Source organism: Paenibacillus xylanivorans (assembly GCF_001280595.1).
Lineage (GTDB): Bacteria > Bacillota > Bacilli > Paenibacillales > Paenibacillaceae > Paenibacillus > Paenibacillus xylanivorans.
The window spans coordinates 1-17,286 of record NZ_LITU01000005.1 but is presented as its reverse complement, the minus strand read 5'-3'; the positions used below and the strand labels follow the sequence as shown (position 1 = coordinate 17,286).

At 46.5% G+C, this 17,286-nt stretch carries 21 protein-coding genes; 19 read left to right on the top strand and 2 right to left on the bottom strand.

What is annotated here, in order from left to right:
• The coding region (locus AMS66_RS32600; RefSeq protein WP_181014076.1) for an O-antigen ligase family protein at positions 1 to 1,097 on the top strand (1,097 nt) is incomplete at its 5' end.
• A 188-nt stretch (positions 1,098 to 1,285) separates the two neighbouring features.
• On the opposite strand, the gene AMS66_RS00455 is transcribed toward AMS66_RS32600, so the two are convergent.
• Complete coding sequence (locus AMS66_RS00455) at positions 1,286 to 1,633, bottom strand: hypothetical protein (protein WP_053778969.1); 348 nt, start codon at positions 1,631 to 1,633, stop codon at positions 1,286 to 1,288.
• A gap of 160 nt (positions 1,634 to 1,793) precedes the next feature.
• Between AMS66_RS00455 and AMS66_RS00450 the strand changes: the two genes are divergently transcribed.
• The 17 genes from AMS66_RS00450 to AMS66_RS00370 all read left to right on the top strand — a co-directional run bounded on the left by AMS66_RS00450 (position 1,794) and on the right by AMS66_RS00370 (position 15,432).
• Positions 1,794 to 2,408, top strand: coding sequence for a DedA family protein (locus AMS66_RS00450; RefSeq protein ID WP_024631343.1), 615 nt, complete (start codon positions 1,794 to 1,796; stop codon positions 2,406 to 2,408).
• Between the two features lie 2 nt (positions 2,409 to 2,410).
• On the top strand, positions 2,411 to 2,980 hold the full coding sequence (locus AMS66_RS00445) for a thioredoxin family protein (RefSeq protein WP_053778968.1): 570 nt from the start codon (positions 2,411 to 2,413) through the stop codon (positions 2,978 to 2,980).
• A 6-nt stretch (positions 2,981 to 2,986) separates the two neighbouring features.
• Positions 2,987 to 3,619 (top strand): MBL fold metallo-hydrolase, encoded by a 633-nt coding sequence (locus AMS66_RS00440; RefSeq protein WP_053778967.1) that lies wholly within the window; start codon positions 2,987 to 2,989, stop codon positions 3,617 to 3,619.
• Positions 3,620 to 3,964: 345 nt separating this feature from the next.
• Positions 3,965 to 4,216: a hypothetical protein gene (locus AMS66_RS00435; protein WP_144424373.1), complete on the top strand. Its 252-nt coding sequence runs from the start codon at positions 3,965 to 3,967 to the stop codon at positions 4,214 to 4,216.
• 99 nt (positions 4,217 to 4,315) lie between these two features.
• Positions 4,316 to 4,852: an RNA polymerase sigma factor SigY gene (sigY, locus tag AMS66_RS00430; RefSeq protein ID WP_236703051.1), complete on the top strand. Its 537-nt coding sequence runs from the start codon at positions 4,316 to 4,318 to the stop codon at positions 4,850 to 4,852.
• Between the two features lie 2 nt (positions 4,853 to 4,854).
• The gene (locus AMS66_RS00425; RefSeq protein WP_053778965.1) at positions 4,855 to 5,190 is read left to right on the top strand and encodes a YxlC family protein; all 336 of its coding nucleotides are present in this window, start codon (positions 4,855 to 4,857) and stop codon (positions 5,188 to 5,190) included.
• A complete protein-coding gene (locus tag AMS66_RS00420) occupies positions 5,183 to 5,416 on the top strand; it encodes a hypothetical protein (protein ID WP_053778964.1) in 234 nt (77 codons plus the stop codon). The genes AMS66_RS00425 and AMS66_RS00420 overlap by 8 nt, the downstream gene beginning before the upstream one ends.
• A 128-nt stretch (positions 5,417 to 5,544) precedes the next feature.
• Entirely contained in the window at positions 5,545 to 5,928 is a 384-nt protein-coding gene (locus AMS66_RS00415; protein ID WP_053778963.1) for a hypothetical protein, read from the top strand.
• Between the two features lie 303 nt (positions 5,929 to 6,231).
• Positions 6,232 to 6,519 (top strand): Asp-tRNA(Asn)/Glu-tRNA(Gln) amidotransferase subunit GatC, encoded by a 288-nt coding sequence (gatC, locus tag AMS66_RS00410; protein WP_053778962.1) that lies wholly within the window; start codon positions 6,232 to 6,234, stop codon positions 6,517 to 6,519.
• Positions 6,520 to 6,546: 27 nt separating this feature from the next.
• Positions 6,547 to 8,004 carry an Asp-tRNA(Asn)/Glu-tRNA(Gln) amidotransferase subunit GatA gene (gene gatA / locus AMS66_RS00405; protein ID WP_053778961.1) on the top strand — a complete coding sequence of 486 codons (1,458 nt, stop codon included), beginning with the start codon at positions 6,547 to 6,549 and terminating at the stop codon, positions 8,002 to 8,004.
• A 26-nt stretch (positions 8,005 to 8,030) separates the two neighbouring features.
• A complete protein-coding gene (gene gatB / locus AMS66_RS00400; protein WP_053778960.1) occupies positions 8,031 to 9,470 on the top strand; it encodes an Asp-tRNA(Asn)/Glu-tRNA(Gln) amidotransferase subunit GatB in 1,440 nt (479 codons plus the stop codon).
• A gap of 120 nt (positions 9,471 to 9,590) precedes the next feature.
• Positions 9,591 to 10,055 carry a GNAT family N-acetyltransferase gene (locus AMS66_RS00395; protein ID WP_053778959.1) on the top strand — a complete coding sequence of 155 codons (465 nt, stop codon included), beginning with the start codon at positions 9,591 to 9,593 and terminating at the stop codon, positions 10,053 to 10,055.
• A gap of 33 nt (positions 10,056 to 10,088) precedes the next feature.
• Positions 10,089 to 10,799 carry an MgtC/SapB family protein gene (locus AMS66_RS00390; protein ID WP_053778958.1) on the top strand — a complete coding sequence of 237 codons (711 nt, stop codon included), beginning with the start codon at positions 10,089 to 10,091 and terminating at the stop codon, positions 10,797 to 10,799.
• A gap of 144 nt (positions 10,800 to 10,943) precedes the next feature.
• Entirely contained in the window at positions 10,944 to 11,537 is a 594-nt protein-coding gene (locus AMS66_RS00385) for a hypothetical protein (protein ID WP_053778957.1), read from the top strand.
• Between the two features lie 26 nt (positions 11,538 to 11,563).
• Positions 11,564 to 12,964: a DUF4097 family beta strand repeat-containing protein gene (locus AMS66_RS00380; RefSeq protein ID WP_053778956.1), complete on the top strand. Its 1,401-nt coding sequence runs from the start codon at positions 11,564 to 11,566 to the stop codon at positions 12,962 to 12,964.
• Positions 12,965 to 13,139: 175 nt separating this feature from the next.
• Positions 13,140 to 13,562 carry a peroxide-responsive transcriptional repressor PerR gene (gene perR, locus AMS66_RS00375; RefSeq protein WP_024631328.1) on the top strand — a complete coding sequence of 141 codons (423 nt, stop codon included), beginning with the start codon at positions 13,140 to 13,142 and terminating at the stop codon, positions 13,560 to 13,562.
• Between the two features lie 136 nt (positions 13,563 to 13,698).
• Positions 13,699 to 15,432 carry a glycosyl hydrolase family 18 protein gene (locus tag AMS66_RS00370; RefSeq protein WP_082350501.1) on the top strand — a complete coding sequence of 578 codons (1,734 nt, stop codon included), beginning with the start codon at positions 13,699 to 13,701 and terminating at the stop codon, positions 15,430 to 15,432.
• 118 nt (positions 15,433 to 15,550) lie between these two features.
• Here AMS66_RS00370 and AMS66_RS00365 read toward each other — a convergent pair whose 3' ends face one another.
• A complete protein-coding gene (locus tag AMS66_RS00365) occupies positions 15,551 to 15,955 on the bottom strand; it encodes a YgzB family protein (protein WP_053778954.1) in 405 nt (134 codons plus the stop codon).
• Positions 15,956 to 16,077: 122 nt separating this feature from the next.
• Between AMS66_RS00365 and AMS66_RS00360 the strand changes: the two genes are divergently transcribed.
• Positions 16,078 to 16,959: a nucleotidyltransferase-like protein gene (locus AMS66_RS00360; protein ID WP_053778953.1), complete on the top strand. Its 882-nt coding sequence runs from the start codon at positions 16,078 to 16,080 to the stop codon at positions 16,957 to 16,959.
• The last annotated feature ends 327 nt before the right edge of the window (positions 16,960 to 17,286 follow it).

Genomic DNA, 17,286 nt, shown 5'->3' with positions numbered 1-17,286 from the left:
TGGCCTCCACCGCCGACCGCATGGCGGCTGGTGTCGGCACAGGGTTGTCCCGCCTCCAGATGTGGCGGGACGCCCTGAAGATCTGGACCGAGGCCCCATGGATGGGCCACGGGGGAGAGACATGGCGCAACATGTTCCGCGCCATCCAATCCTCGCCTTATGTCGGAGGCGAGGTCCATAACGGCATCCTTGATCTCGCCCTCGATACAGGCGTGATCGGCTTGCTGCTCATCGCTGGCTGGTTCTTGTTCACCCTGCGAACGATGTGGAGGCATGCCCCTCAACTGCTACCTTCGGTTATTGTGTTTGGCCTTCATGGCGCAATGGACTTTGACTGGAGCTTTACCTTCCTCTGGATGATGTTCATTTGGCTGGGGGGCTGGGCCCTGTCATTACCTACTTTACGGGTTGCCTCGGCTTACAAGAAACGGCCCCGCTTTTTCCATCAGTTGAGCCCGTGGCCTCAACTGATATTAACAGGATTTTTCGTCATGTTTTGGCTAGGCGGGACAGCCTGGTTTGCTGCACATCATGTGGCGGCAGATCAACAATACCGTCTAGCAATTTCAAAAGATACAGGAAGTGCTGAACGACAGGAGCTGCTTACTGCGGCGTACAAGTTCAACCCCTACAGGCCGGATATCGCGATCTCCCTGTCTCGTACGCTTCCTGCAAAAAAGGCTGAATTGATGTTGGTGCAGAGCCTGTCCTATTCCCCTGTTTCCCCCCAACTCTACGGAGAGCTGGGGCAGTTGGCCGCTCAATCTGGTAGAGGAGAGTCAGCCTGGAACTATTTTCAACAAGCCATAGCCCTCAATCGTTTTGACGCGTCCAGCCAGTCCCTGGCCTTATATTGGATGGTACAGGCATCACGGAGTGAACTGGCTGCAGGGTATGCTGAACGAGGAAGGCAGACTGCTTCTGCTGGAGTAAAGTTATACGAACGTTATAGACAGCTGGCTGAAGAAGTGGCAGCAGGGGAGGAAAGAAATGATCGCCGTTTTGGGCTTGATGAAGCAGCATTACGTTATGGGGATAATCTGTGCATCCTCGCTCTCGGTCCACTTGCTTCAGAGGTGACCAGAAGGAGTCCCTGAATATCTGACCTTACGCAACGCCGATGGTGAACAAGATCCATGAAAACGAATGATTCAACATGTAACGGGATGAACGATCTCACATCGATCCAACGAAAGTATTGGTTTACGCCTCAATTCAGGTTCGATTCCAACAATAAGCAAATGCTGCACATAAGCTGTTCGGCTACCTGTCCAGTATTCCGATTCTACAGGCGATATCCGCCAAATGCATCCTTAAAGGCACCTTGCAGCGGTTCTACCTCCACATCCCAAAGAGTCGCAATCTCTAGGCTGACATCCGCGTTCCACCATTCACATAATTTTTTGCGATTATCCCGATTTTCTCCGATCCAGAGCAGATTGGCGATGACTTTCCCATAATACAATTCTTCCGCCTGCTTCATCAGGTCAGGGGAGATATATACCTTTAGCTTTTTGGCTGTTCGATACAGCTCTTTGCTGCATGCTCTTCGGATACCTCGGGCAGAAGGCAGTTTCTGGCCCGGGGTGTTATGTTTTACCGGGGGAGTACCGGGTGCTGATTTGGGTGACATCTTCTCACGCTCCTCTCCCGATACCATATGCAAACGGCTGCCTGCGGGACACTATCCCAGACGTGTGAAGTAGCAACAGCTACAGGCCTGTGATAAAATAGGGACGAACATCCATGGTGTGGAAGGGCACTGCCAATCAGGATGAAGAAAGAGGGTCGAGATGGACGTTATTCATAACATTGTCAATCAATTATTCGATTGGATTCAGAGCCTTGGATACTTTGGAATTATGCTTGGATTAATGCTTGAAGTTATTCCGAGTGAAATTGTGCTGGCATATGGAGGTTTTCTCGTTTCACAAGGCCATATTAATTTTTTCGGTGCAATGATTTTTGGTACCGTGGGCGGTGTCATAGCCCAGCTATTTATTTACTGGATTGGCCGTTATGGCGGAAGACCTGTACTTGAACGCTACGGAAAATACATACTGATCCAGAAAAAGCACATCGACCATTCCGAAGAGTGGTTCCGCAAGTATGGGACAGGTGTCATTTTCACGGCGCGTTTCGTTCCGGTCGTAAGACACGCCATATCGATTCCTGCCGGTATATCCAAAATGCATACGGGTCGATTTATTTTGCTGACAACCCTCGCTGTTATACCTTGGTCTGCATTGTTTATATATTTAGGGATGATACTTGGAGATCAATGGCAACATATCAACGAAAAGGCGGCACCTTATATTATGCCGATTCTGCTTGTTGCTCTGGCACTTATGATTATTTATGTACTTATTAAATGGATGAATGTTCGTAAAAAGAAGGGAAGTGTCTAGTTATGGGAAAACCAAACTTGTCTCACAAATTCGGTAAAGGTCTGCCACCGAAAGAATTTATTGAGAGCATGACGAAGAACCAAAGTGAGTTTCAGGCGAACTATGACAGCTTTGCATGGCCGAACGAGGATGATCGTGAATTTTTCGAAAGCCTGAATCACCGCGATGATTTGCGTGTGTTAATTTTGGCTGCTGACTGGTGTGGCGATGTGGTACGCAATGTTCCCGTCGTGTTCCAGGCTCTGGAAATCTCCGGCATTCCGACAGAAGTTCTTATTTTGGAGAATCATCCTGAAGTGATGGATGAATTCCTTACCATGGGCGGACGTTCTGTCCCTGTTGTTATTTTTGCAGATACGGGCGGACATGTGCTGGGCCAATGGGGGCCTCGTCCACAACATGTGCAAGAGGTTATGATTGAATTCAAACGTCTCAACCCGGACCGTGAAGCGGCAGATTATCAGGATAATTTGGCCGTTGCACGTCAAGAGATTGGGAAACGTTATGGGGAAGGAACGGAGTCAAATGCAGCTATTATTCGTGAGTTGCGTGAACTGATTTCGGGTTACTGAGCCGATATGCTTAACATTCGTACATTTTCATTGGGACCGCTCCAGACCAATGCGTATCTGTTGCAGGGTGATGATTCTGGTAAAGCCGTAATCATTGACCCGGGAATGAATCCGGGCCCGTTGCTTAAAGCCATTCAGGATCTGGAAATTGAAGCGATCCTGCTGACTCACGCGCATTTTGATCATATGGGCGGCGTGGATGAAATTCGCAAATTGAAAGGCTGTCCCGTTTATTTGCATGACTTGGAGAGTGACTGGCTCACGACGCCTAAATTGAATGGTTCTTTGAACTGGCCTCAGGCTACCCCACCGCTTTCGACAGAACCAGCTGAATATGCCATGGACGAAGGGCAGACACTGAATTTTATTGGTCACACGTTCAAAGTGTACCATACACCGGGACACTCGCCAGGCAGTGTAAGTCTGCTATGTGGTGACGACCTGTTTGCAGGTGATGTTCTGTTCCGTATGGGTGTAGGCAGAACGGATCTGACCGGAGGCCGTGAGCGGGATCTGATTGATTCAATCCAGAACAAGTTATATACCTTCTCGGATGAGGTCAAAGTGTATCCAGGTCATGGTCCCAAAACGACAATCGGTTATGAAAAGAAGAACAATCCATACGTGTCTGCAAGATGATCCGACAATTTATGTGAAGAAAGTCTGGACAAGTGACAACTTTTTCATTAGAATAGCAATTAGTTGTTACAAGCGTTAAATCACCATCTAACTGAAGCAATGAAAAGAAACACCCTAACTTGCGAAGCACGCAGACTGTGGTCTATACCCGGTTTGCGTTCTTTTTTTGTTTTCAGCCTTTTTTTTCATCAAAGATGCCCCCGATTTAACCCTACATACAGATCGGTGACAAGTAATTACAGAAGATCGTTCTTTTCCATTTAGCAAGTCGATTTATAATAAGTTTGAGATAATAATAGTCAGAAGAATCATGGAACAATAGCTAAGGAGAGCGAGGAAATAGAATTGGAGAAAAAGCGAGTGATCCATTTGGGAAAACGTGCCGAGCATCTGATCATCGAAGAAAACCGTCGAGCAATGGAAAGTGGCAGTATAGAATCAGTTTCCCAGCGTTCTCAACTACATAACTACATGAATAATGAGATAAATCCAATCGAGGATCAACAGCAAAATATATGGAGAAGTCGTTTATTAAGCAGCGGAGCCCGCAACCAACCGTGGTTCGACAAACTGCAAGATTACCGAAATGAAGTCTGATTGCCCGGGAAATTGTCGGCTTCAGATTTTTTTTTGGATTGAATTGAACGTTTCTGCAGAGCCTGTCGTAATAACATAAGACTGAGCGGAGGGCAGGTGATGATTCAGATGGAGGCAGCCGAACTGGAAGAGGTACAGAGAGCGATACAGGGAGATGACAGTGCACTGGCAGAACTGCTGCAGCGTCATTACGCTTTTGTGTATAAGTATCTTGTCAAAGTAACGATGGACCCCAACGTTGCGGAGGAGACGGTACAGGATACCATGATTCGGTGTATGGAAAATATTCATAGGTACGATGGTTCGTCTGCCTTTTCGTCATGGATGATTACGATTGCGACCCGTATATATATCGACAAGACGAGGCGCAGACGAAGAGAACAGATCTGGCTGGAAGCCGTTCGCAATCAGGCTGTACGAAAATTGCGATGGCAATTCGAGAGTCGAAATGAAGAATGGACAGATGTTATGGATGCCATGACAAGGTTAACGCCAGAACATCGTATTGCCGTCCTTTTGAAGCATTATTATGGCTATGGATATGATGAAATGGGTGAAATGCTGGGTATTCCATCCGGAACAGCGAAGTCTCGAACTGCCTATGGCCTTCGTCAATTGAGAAAGGAGCTGGGATGAGTATGAGTAGATCTGAAGAACAGGCTGAACAAGAAATTCTGATGCGGATGCAACAACAGATGAAAGTGCTCGATGATGCGTATGAGCCTGTGAATATTCCCTCATTAGCCTCAATTGAAGCCCAAGCCAAGGAACGAAGACAAATGAGACGACGAGCCAATCGAATCGAAATGATCTTGTTCTGGATTGTAGGACTATTCATTATCGCTTTTGGTTCCTTATTATTTCATTCGGCTCCGGCTCTATATTTGGGCATCCAGGCTATTAGCTTATGTGCAGCGATTGCCGTGGCAGTAATCTGGTCAGGGCGACGCCGGAAGGAGGCTCGTCATGAATGATCTGCAATATTCTTTAAACGAGATTCCTCTCATATGGCTTATTCTGATTGCGAGTGTGCTGCTTGTTCAGGGAACATGGATTTTTCGGAATGCACGACGACGTGGCCGCTTTCCTTGGTTGTGGGGATTGTGGGGCTTCATCAGTTTCCCATTGCCTTTAATCATATATTGGTTTGTCATTGTTCGAGCAGACCGCAGGCCCCCTAAGCAAACATCGAAAAAATAATAGCATTATGCTACGGAAAAAAGATTTTGCACAAATGTTTTGTTTAATTCTAGTAATCGTAGACAGCGCTATTCTTTTCTAGTAGACTATACAAATAATAAAAAGATAGACTACCAGGAGGTTAGACGATGCTGCGATTAGGAGAGAAGGTTGTCATCGTCGCGGATGCGTTTGAGCAGAATCTTCCTGTGGGGGAATATGGTTTCATCATCGCTTATGACCGGAATCCGGACAATGCGTTCGATTACGTGCTTCGAGTGCCGCAGGTGAATCGGAACTTTTTTGTTCCATCCGGCGACGTCGATCTGGAAGAGGTTCTGCTGAAGCAGGAAGCTGAGCGGGTCGAGCGGGAAGCGTTGATAGATTACTCCCTTGCGACACACAATGAGAAACTATTTCATCATTTGATGAACGGAGATTTCGAAGCTGTGGAAGAGGAAGAAGAAACCGCGAACGATGTTATGTCACAGGCGGATTTTATAAAGCAGGTTAATCTGCGTGCATGGATTTAAAATTTGAAGAGTCGGCTGATGCCGGCTCTTTTTTGATCAGATTGGAACGTACGAACGTTGAAGCCTTCATTATCGTGGTTATGCGTGTGAAAAATCAGCCAATCATGTTTTGAAATATGCATTACAGGAAGACCTCACCGTTTGGGGTTATTTTGCATATTCGGCAACTCGAGTCGTATGCATTGAATTGTCGAACTATCTCACCTATAATGAAAAAAGTTATCTTGGGACTTTAGCCCGTTAAACGAACGATTCGTTTTCGGCGGTCTCAGGAATTAGAACGAATGAAGGAGGCATCCGGAAATGAGTATTTCGAATAATGACGTTCAGCATGTGGCCAAGCTGGCCCGGCTTAATTTGACTGCCGAAGAAGAGCAGACCCTGACAGGGCAGCTGAACGCGATTTTAAAATATGCTGAGAAGCTGAATGAACTGGATACTGAGAACATTGAGCCAACGACTCACGTTCTGCACGTCAGCAATGTGATGCGTGATGATGAGACGAAGGAAAGTTTGTCGATTGAACAGGTGATGCGAAATGCACCTGAAGAAGAAGACGGGCAGTTCAAAGTGCCTGCTGTAATGGAATAACGGATAACCGGAAGGAGGACGAATTACGTGAGTTTATTTGAACAATCGTTGCCGGAGATACATAACAAGCTGCACGCCAAGGAGCTGTCGGTAAGCGATCTGGTGGATCAGGCATATCAGAACATTGGTGCACGTGAAGAGAAAGTTAAGGCTTACCTGGCACTGGATGAAGAACAAGCACGTGCTCGTGCACGTCAACTGGATGATCGACTCGTCAGCGGCGAGGAGAAAGGTTTGCTTTTCGGTCTGCCAGTCGGCATTAAGGATAACATCGTGACAAACGGACTTCGCACAACATGCGGCAGCCAGTTTTTGCGCAACTTCGACCCTGTATATGATGCAACGGTTGTCGAGAAGCTGAAAGCGGCGGATACCGTAACCATCGGAAAACTGAACATGGACGAATTTGCCATGGGCGGCTCCAGTGAAAATTCAAGTTTCTACCCTGTGCGTAACCCATGGGCACTCGATCGTGTTCCAGGTGGTTCCAGTGGTGGATCGGCTGCTGCTGTGGCTGCAGGAGAAGCTTATTTCACATTGGGATCAGATACAGGAGGCTCCATCAGACAGCCCGCTTCCTATTGCGGCGTTGTCGGTTTGAAACCTACCTATGGACTCGTTTCACGCTTTGGTCTGGTTGCATTTGCATCCTCCCTGGATCAAATTGGACCTTTGACGAAAAATGTCGAGGATTCTGCTTATGTGCTGCAAGCCATTGCTGGTTATGACGCCAAAGATTCGACATCCGCGAAAGTGGATATCCCGGATTACTTGAGCGGATTGACAGGGGATGTCAAAGGGCTTCGCATTGCTGTTCCGAAGGAATACATTGGTGAAGGCGTTGACCCACAAGTAAAAGAGACCGTTCTTTCTGCCTTGAAAGTCCTTGAAGGACTCGGAGCAACATGGGAAGAAGTATCCCTTCCGCATACCGAATATGCGGTCGCTACGTATTATCTGCTTGCTTCCTCGGAGGCTTCTTCGAACCTGGCTCGTTTCGACGGCGTGCGTTATGGTGTTCGTGCAGACAATCCGGAAAACTTGCTGGATCTGTATCACCAGTCCCGCAGTCAAGGGTTTGGTCCCGAAGTAAAACGACGCATCATGCTTGGAACCTATGCACTCAGCTCGGGTTACTACGATGCGTATTATTTGAAAGCTCAGAAAGTGCGCACGTTGATCAAACAGGACTTCGACGACGTATTTGCCAAATATGATGTCATCATCGGACCAACTGCGCCAACAACGGCATTCAAACTTGGTTCCCAAGTCGATGACCCACTTACGATGTATCTCAATGATATTCTAACTATCCCTGTCAGCCTGGCTGGTGTACCTGCAGTTAGCATCCCTTGCGGATTCTCGGACGGACTGCCTGTCGGTATGCAAATTATCGGTAAAGCCTTTGATGAAACGACCGTACTGCGCGTAGCGCATGCGTTTGAACAAAATACGGAATTCCACAAGCAGCGTCCGCAGCTGTAGACTGCCCGGAACGGAGGAATATAGAAATGTCCGCATCTAAATATGAAACGGTCGTTGGACTTGAAGTCCATGTCGAATTGCATACAAACTCCAAAATCTTTTGCGGCTGCTCCACTGCCTTTGGAGCTCCGCCCAATACACATACTTGTCCGGTCTGTCTCGGACATCCAGGCGTATTGCCTGTATTGAATCGCCAAGCTGTAGATTATGCGATGAAAGCAGCCATGGCTCTTAACTGCACCATTGCTGATGTCAGTAAGTTTGACCGCAAAAACTACTTCTACCCCGATTCTCCGAAAGCTTATCAGATCTCACAATTCGATCAACCGATCGGTGAGAATGGCTGGATCGATATCGAGGTTAACGGTGAAACGAAGCGAATTGGCATTACGCGTCTTCATCTGGAAGAAGATGCAGGGAAGCTTACCCACATTGACGGCGGCTATGCTTCATTGGTCGATTTCAACCGTGTTGGTACCCCGTTGGTAGAGATTGTCTCCGAGCCGGAGATTTCTTCTCCGGAGGAAGCGCGTGCATATCTGGAGAAATTGCGTGCGATCATGCAGTACTGTGATGTATCCGACGTGAAGATGGAAGAAGGCTCACTGCGTTGTGATGCTAACATTAGTTTACGTCCGCATGGACAGGAGAAGCTGGGAACGAGAGCCGAACTGAAAAACATGAACTCCTTCCGTGGCGTTCAGCGTGGTTTGGAATATGAACAGTATCGGCAAGCGGAAATTTTGGACGACGGCGGTGAAGTGGTTCAGGAAACTCGTCGCTGGGATGAGGCTCAAGGGAAAACACTGTCGATGCGTGGTAAAGAGCAAGCGCATGACTATCGTTATTTCCCAGACCCGGACTTGGTGAAGCTGCATATCGATGCAGCCTGGAAAGAACGGATCAGAGCTTCTATACCGGAGCTTCCGGACGAGCGTAAAGCCCGTTATACCGCTGATTATGGACTGCCTAATTATGATGCGGAGGTTATTACCTCATCCAAAGCGATCGCTGATCTTTTTGAAGACAGTTTGAAATACACCAAGGATGCTAAAGCCGTATCCAACTGGATTATGGGCGATTTGCTTGGTTATTTGAATACAAGCAACCTTGAATTGACTCAGGTGCCACTGACTGGCCAAGGTCTGGGTGAGATGATTGGACTGCTCGAAAAAGGTACAATTAACAGTAAAATCGCCAAAACAGTATTTAAGGAAATGCTCGAGAGCGGCAAGCTTCCACAGCAAATTGTTGAAGAAAAAGGTCTGGTCCAGATTAGTGACTCAGGTGCTATTCTCGCCATTGTGGAACAGGTTGTTGCGAACAACCCGCAATCCGTGGAAGATTACAAGGCTGGTAAGCAGAAGGCCATTGGCTTCCTCGTTGGTCAAGTCATGAAAGAAAGCAAGGGCAAAGCCAATCCTGGACTAGCCAATCAACTGCTTACAGATGTACTGAACCGCTAATCCATCCGGTGAGGCCGGACAGAAAGAGGCTCGTCCCTGTGACAGCCTCTTTTTGTTAGGGGCATAAGTTTCATTGAATTGTCCGGGATTCAGTGACATACAAAGGAGATGAGGTAGGTTATGAAGATTCAATCTTTGTCATTGAGTGATCTTGAGACAGTAGGGCAGCTCTGGCGGTTACAGCATGTGGCTTATCGGCTTGAAGCGGGAATCATCGGGTTTCAGGAAATCCCGCCTTTAATGGATACGATGGAGACACTGCAGAATTGCGGAGAGACCTTTTATGGCTATCTGGACACGGATGGCGAATTGCTTGGTGCGGTCGCAGTGGATGAGGAAGAGATCAAAACATTGACGGTCACACGAATGATGGTTCACCCTGAACATTTTCGTAAAGGAATTGCTGCTGCGTTGATGACACATGTATTTGAACAGTATCCGGATCTTCCACGTTATATCGTTTCCACAGGAACATTGAACCAGCCAGCCGTGAAATTGTATACCAAATTCGGCTTTAAGCCCGTGGAAGTTGTGCAGATTGCACCAGGAGTGGAATTAACGACATTTCATAAGAATAAAGATTAATGATGTGAACAACTTAGAGGAGGAGTACCGGCTTTGGGCAATCCCTGGTTGATAGATGAGTGGCACATTTTATTACGATTATTACTGGCTATGCTGCTTGGAGGGCTTGTAGGTCTAGAGCGGGAGCGTTCCAATCATGCTGCCGGTCTGCGTACCCATATTCTGGTATGTCTTGGATCTGCACTAATTATGATGTTGTCTGTTTATGGTTTTAAAGATTTTGCAAATGAATTAAACGTAAGGATTGATCCGGCCCGTCTCGCTACAGCCGTTATTACTGGCGTAGGTTTTTTGGGAGCTGGCACGATTCTTTTTACCGGCAAGTCGATTACCGGGCTGACAACGGCAGCTTCCATTTGGGTTGTGGCAGCCATTGGACTGGCAACAGGCGCGGGATTCTTTTTTGCCTCCATCGTGTCAACAGTTTTGGTATTACTTAACCTCTGGGTATTCAATAAGTTGGAGCTTAGGTATATCCGTGGAAACAAACTGCATGTCGTTACCCTTCATACCTTGTCTGAGCCCGGTTTTCTGGAACAGGTATCTTCATTTATGGAGCAGGAGAAGATCAAAATCCGTAAAATAACGGTTAATGAGCAGGATTTGGCTTATGCAGAAATGATATCGGTTGAACGCAAAATTGAAATTGTGTTGCATGTCTACATGCCTCATGAGTTCAGTGCAGTGCAGCTTGTATCCAAGTTAAGACAGTGGGAACATGTAACGAAAGTGTCAGTCGAATAATTGAATCAAACCCTCTGAGGCCTATAGTGCCGGAGGGTTTTTGCTCATAACCATATTTCTTCCAGTTACTCTCCTGGCTCTTTAGGGTACTATCTAACCAAATGCATGAAGAGCGGGAACATCCCCGGAAGAAAGGAGTCGTTTATGAAACGGAAACGTCAGTCGAACAATAAATCCAGCGGAAAGCGCGGAAAACCTGTCCGAAATCGGACCCACAAGTTTATTGCCGGGTTACTAAGTGCGGTTATTCCAGGTCTGGGCCATATTTATCTCCGACTATACATGAGAGGTCTGACTTTCATGATGCTTGTGCTTCTGGACCTGTCAGCACTTTTGTATTTCTCAACTATTGGAATACAGATCAATGTACCATTGCTTATCCTACTGGCATTGTTTATTCCGGTGATTTACTTTTACAATGTATTTGATGTATTGCAATCTGCGGACTGGGTGATGATGCGCAGGAGAAGAGCTGTTACGCACAATAGCTCGGACAAGCCCACCCCTAACGAACGTTCTGCAGGGGAAGCTATGATGGTGTGGGAGAGAGGCATTTCGTTTGGACTGCTTCTGATAGTAGGAGGATCGTTGCTGGTATTGTTCTTTCGCAAACCGCGTTGGTTTAAAGAGTTAATCGCTGTGTATGGCGGATATACTTTTGCTGTTTTGATGATCGCAGGAGGACTAATCCTTTTCGGACGGGAAATCTGGGTCATGCTTCGCAAGAAGAAAATCTAGTGTGAACTATTCAAGGAGGGATAGCCATGAACCGTAAAGTCCGGGTCGGCCGCTATACGGCTGCCGCCTTAATCGTAGCTGTCGGTGTGCTGTTGATTTTGGATAAACGGTGGGGAACGGACTATGTATATGAGATGGTCGATTGGTGGCCCCTCTTGCTCGTTGTGTTAGGTGTGGAATACATACTGTTGTTCTTAGTGACACGTCGAAGAGGGAATGTAGATGCAAACAACCAGGGTGAGAAAATTAAAATGCGTTTCAGACCCGATGCTAAGGGCATCCTGACGTCCCTTGTCCTGACGGCTTCTGTATTTATCGTTTCAGAGCAGGATCACTATATGCATTTGTGGAACAGGGTGAGTCTCAATCTTGGAGCTGCATCCATGGATTATAGTCAGGCAGCTGGATATATGGAAGATAAGGGCACGATTCGGGTGCCTGTAGGTATGGATACGTCGGACCTAGTTGTTGAGGGCGTGAACGGGGATATCTCGGTACAGCGGGGGGACACGGAAGAGATTGAAGTGCGCACGGTAGTTTGGGTGGATCAGACAACTGAAGTACAGGCCAAAGCAGTGGCAGACGCTTCCTTTGTTGAGGCAGACGGTACAAAAGTGATTCATATCAAGACTACAGGCAAAACGTATGGAGAGAACGAGAAAACACAGCCTCGGATGAATATCACCATAACGATTCCGGATGATCGTCGTTTCAATCTAGATATTCGGACGTCCAATGGAGCCATATTGTTGAATCGTCCGGAAGCCATCAGTACCATTTTGGCTGAGACCGGAAATGGACGGATACGAATTACGAATGCCGTAGGTGATATTTCGGGTAAAACGCTGAATGGTGATGTCGTTGTGGCAAATGCGATCGGAAATGTAGACTTGAACAGTAATCGAGGAGACATGAAGGCCCGTGGGGTTTCTGGAAATGTGAACCTGACTACACAAGTTGGAAGTATTAGCATCACGGACTCCGTCGGAGAGATCACGGCGGATACCCGAAACGGAAATATCAATGTAGACGGCGCTAGTTTGGCAGTCAAAGCTCAATCCCTCAATGGCAGTATAAGTATTGTATCCGCCAAAGTAGGCGGTGACTGGGACGTTTATAGCGCTGTGGGTGCTATTAACATTCTGATTCCGGAGCGGGGGGATTATAGTCTCAGTGGTTCCAGCAGTTATGGAGATCTGCAAACGGATCTGCCGTTTAAAGTGAAGAATAAAACGATTGAGGGTCAGCTTGGTGAAGGAGAATATACGGTTAAAGTTGAGGGAAACAGCGACCTCACTATTGATCGTAATCCTGCAGTGCCTCCTGTTGGAACGAATTCACTGGATCCGGAAGATACGGATGATAACTTGGAACAAATGTCCGAAGACGGACAGAATTCCCAAGACCAAACGTCCGAAGTTCCCTGACTGACGCGTTGACAATAAACTTGCAATCGCCGTACAATAAATATAAACTGGCAAGGTTACACGGCAGGAAAAATGTAAAGTCGTTGTTCCAGCCGAGGATCAACTCTGAATGAAGAGCACATGTGATCATACATTCTGTCTCTGCAGAGTAATGAAAGGTAAGGCGGTGGGTTTTATGGCAACACGTGTCCAACATGCGTTGGAGCATCTGAAAACGACCGGTGTCCGTATTACACCCCAGCGTCATGCCATATTGAACTATCTGATGGAATCCATGGGGCATCCAACAGCCGATGAAATTTACCGTGCGCTTGAACCCCAGTTTCCCAGTATGAGCGTGGCGACTGTATATAACAATTTGAAGATGTTTCTGGAAGCCGGCATGGTTCGGGAATTGACATACGGAGATAATTCAAGCCGCTTCGATGCCAATGTGACGGATCATTACCATGTTATTTGTGATAAATGCGGCAAAATTGAAGACTTCAGTTATCCTTCGTTAAAAAGCGTGGAGCTCCAGGCAGAGTCAAGTACAGGATTTGAAGTACATGGTCACCGATTAGAAGTATATGGAGTTTGTAAAAGTTGCAGGGATTAAGAGAGTTGAATTACAATATTAACGTGCAGAATTCAGTTTGGATTCTTCACGTTTTTTATTTTTAGGACGATAGAATGTATATAGTCTCAGCAAATTAGCTATTTCATGATTCAGCATGATTAACGGAGGTAGACGATTGAGTAGAAAAAGCAGATATACACGTCAGAAGCGCCGCTCGTTCTGGCCTGGATTTTTGGCTGCCTGTGTTGTCGCAGGCGGTGCTTATTGGCTAATAACGAATGTTTGGCTTAATCAGATTCACGAAGACCCCGACTGGATTGGCATGAATCAACCTATTTTTGTGGACGGACAGCTGATGGATGGTGAAGCCTCAGGGACGGGAGATCAGCTTAAGTTGCCTGTATCAGTGCTGCAAGAGGCGATCGATTCCGGAATACGATATGAAGCTGACACAGGAGATATCATTATTGCAACACCGCAGCGGGTACTCCATATGAAGGAAGACAGTACGAAGGCGGAACTTAATCATCGAGATTATCCCATGACGGTTAAACCGGAGGTGGTTGGGGGAGAAGCTTATATTCCGCTCAAACCTTTAAAAGAAGTATATGGAATAGCTATACAAGAAGATGCTACAACGGGTGCGGTGCTGCTGATGCGTGGAGGTGACACCATTCAGTATGCGGAGATTAATACATTGTCTTCCAAGGCGGACAAAACGGTTCCATTGTACAAGCGCGGGGGAGAATCTTCTTCTCCCATTATTGCCGATATGGAGCAGGACGCACGAGTAAGGGTATGGCAAACAGGTGATGACCAGAGTTTTGTTCAGTTGGATAATGGTTATGCCGGATATGTAGCTAATAAATATGTCACTCTTACGGAGAAAAAGGAGCTGGACAAACCCAAATTCACACTGACCGCGGCGGAGAAGAAGTGGCAGAAGAAACCGGTGAACCTGGTTTGGGAAGCTGTATACAATCGACAGCCTGATGTGGCTTCGATCGGCAAGATGCCTGGAGTTAATGTGGTCAGTCCCACGTGGTTCCATATTACAGATGGACAAGGTAACGTAAAAAGCAAAGGGGATAAAGCATACGTCAACTGGGCTCACCATTCCGGCATGGAAGTGTGGGGTCTGATGGACAACAGCTTTGATCCTGATATTACGAAAGAAGCCGTGGCCTCATATGAGACACGTACGCATATAATTGAGCAGATGCTGGAGTATGCACAGACCTATCATTTGGACGGCATTAACATTGATTTTGAGAACGTCTATACAGATGATGGACCGAATATCACTCAATTTGTCCGTGAAATCAAGGCGATGGCGCGTATCCACGGCTTGATGCTCTCGGTTGATGTGACTCCGAAATCGAACAGTGAGATGTGGTCCGCTTTTCTGGATCGCCGTTCGTTAGGTTCTTTTGCCGATTATATTGTCGTTATGGCGTATGATGAGCACTGGGCCGCAAGTCCAAAGGCCGGTTCGGTTGCCTCGCTTCCATGGACCGAGTCTTCTATGAGACGGATCCTGGATGAGGATGAAGTACCATCCAACAAATTGATTATGGCTGTGCCGCTATATACTCGAATCTGGACGGAAGAGACCAATGATCAAGGAGAAGTGAAAGTGTCTTCCAAAGCGGTAGGCATGAGTACCATCGCAGATCTGATCAAGGAAAAGAAACTCAAACCTGTCCTGGATAAACAAAGCGGACAGAATTATGTGGAATATTCTGAGGATGGAGCCACCAAGAAAATCTGGATAGAGGATGCCGTTTCGCTTCAGGCACGCGTTGATTTAGTTGCTTCACTGAAACTGGGTGGCGTAGCTGCATGGAATCGAAGTTTTGCCAATGCTTCGGCTTGGGAGACGCTCAAACAGGCAGGGTATTCGAAATAGATATGAAATAGCTCTATTGAACTTATATATAATTTAAAATTCTTTTTGAAATTCAAAAAAAGGTCCGGTGAAGATACCGGGCCTTTTTTCTGTCTCTGGGCTTTGATGAAATGAACATCTAGCTGTTGGAACTCATGCCATGATCTGTGTCGGAAGGAGATGGGGGTGTGGAATGCGCTTTCAGTTGTGAACTTGTTGTATTGGCCTGATTAGGGTCCAGGGTAAGGATGGTGTGACAGAACATACAACGATCCGTCTTGCCGAGCATTTTGGTTAACTTGCCACATTCCGGACAGTCCACTTGTACTGCACTTGTGGAAAGCATACCAGCCCAGAAATAAATGGCCAGACTAGCCATCATGGCAATCAGCCCGATGACAAGTCCCACAGCGGCAAAAACTTTGCCCGCGTGTCCCCAGAACACAATTCCGGCAGTTCCCAGTACCATTAGGCCCATGCCTAGCATGGTAAGTAGTAGTCCCCAAGTGCGAAAAGCATTAATTTTTGCTGATTTAAAAATCATGAAAAATGCTCCTATCGTATGAGTAGTATCGGACCTGGATAAGAAGGAAACTTCAGTCTGCATGTAGAATTACATTATAACTGACTTGGCGCTTATCTGCCATGAATTGTATGGAGGGAATCGTGGAACTAAAGAACCTTGCTTTTTTGTCCGAACAGTCGGAAGAGACAGGGGCAGTTGGGGCTATCGCTTATTCCCACCCGGGAGAGCGATTCCACGGCTCCCTAATCCAGGATTTTGAATTGCTCGTACTTGTTGTCCATAATACGGACCAGTTAATATCCAAGGTTGGACACTACAAATATGGTGATCTACGTTATCAAATGATCTATGTCAGCCGTCATGAGCTGCAGAGCAGTGTAATTACGGGGGATAACAATAACATCATGCAGTGCCTGATTGAAGGTGAGATCATCTGGGAAGCGGATAACGCCTTGAGCGAATTGCGAGAGGATCTAGCTGCTTTTGGAACCGAATTGCGAGAGCAAAAGCTACTTCATGAATTCGCCAGTTTTTTGAAAATGTATGTGGAAGCCAAACGTTACATTCAAGAGGGTCATGTTGTTGATGCCTATTACAATGTACTTGAGGCTCTGGGGAACTGGGCTAGAATTGTACTCATTGAAAAGGGGATATACCCGGATCATGCCGTCTGGACACATGTGCAGAGTTTGGATCGTGCACTGTGGAAGCTCTATCAGGAGCTTACAGTAAGCTCGGAGACGCTGGAACAGAGAGTTGAGCTTGTACTGCTTGCCTGTGAATTTTCAGTGATGTCCAAAATGAGTGATTGCTCCGGATTGCTTCTACGTGTCCTGGGAAGCCGGAGGGAGCCATGGAGTATGGATGAACTTGTCCATCATCCACAGTTGAGATTTGTACGGGAAGATCTGCCACTTATCCTTCGTAAGCTGGTATTTCGTTCTATAGTAAAAGAGTCGGCAGGATGGCCATCCTTTATAGGCGGAGATGGACGGGAAATCCGCTATTGGATTGAGGCGTAATCACTCATGAAGCCTGCAGTAATATGGTTTATTACGTAGGAGGGGAAACCTTCCTTTTTTGTTTGTTTAATAATTTATAAAAAGAGGTTGACTCTGATTCAGGAAATATGATACATTATATTTCGTTCCTCAAACGAGCTTATCGTCAACAAATGATAAATTCTACGCAGGAAATAGTGAAGAGCTAAAGCTTCAAAAAAAGAAGTTAAAAAAAGTTCTTGACGAAAACAAACGAAATGTGTTATATTATTTAAGTCGCCGCCGAAAACGAGGTAGAGACGAAAAAGAGTAATGCAAATCGAGTTTGATCTTTGAAAACTGAACAAC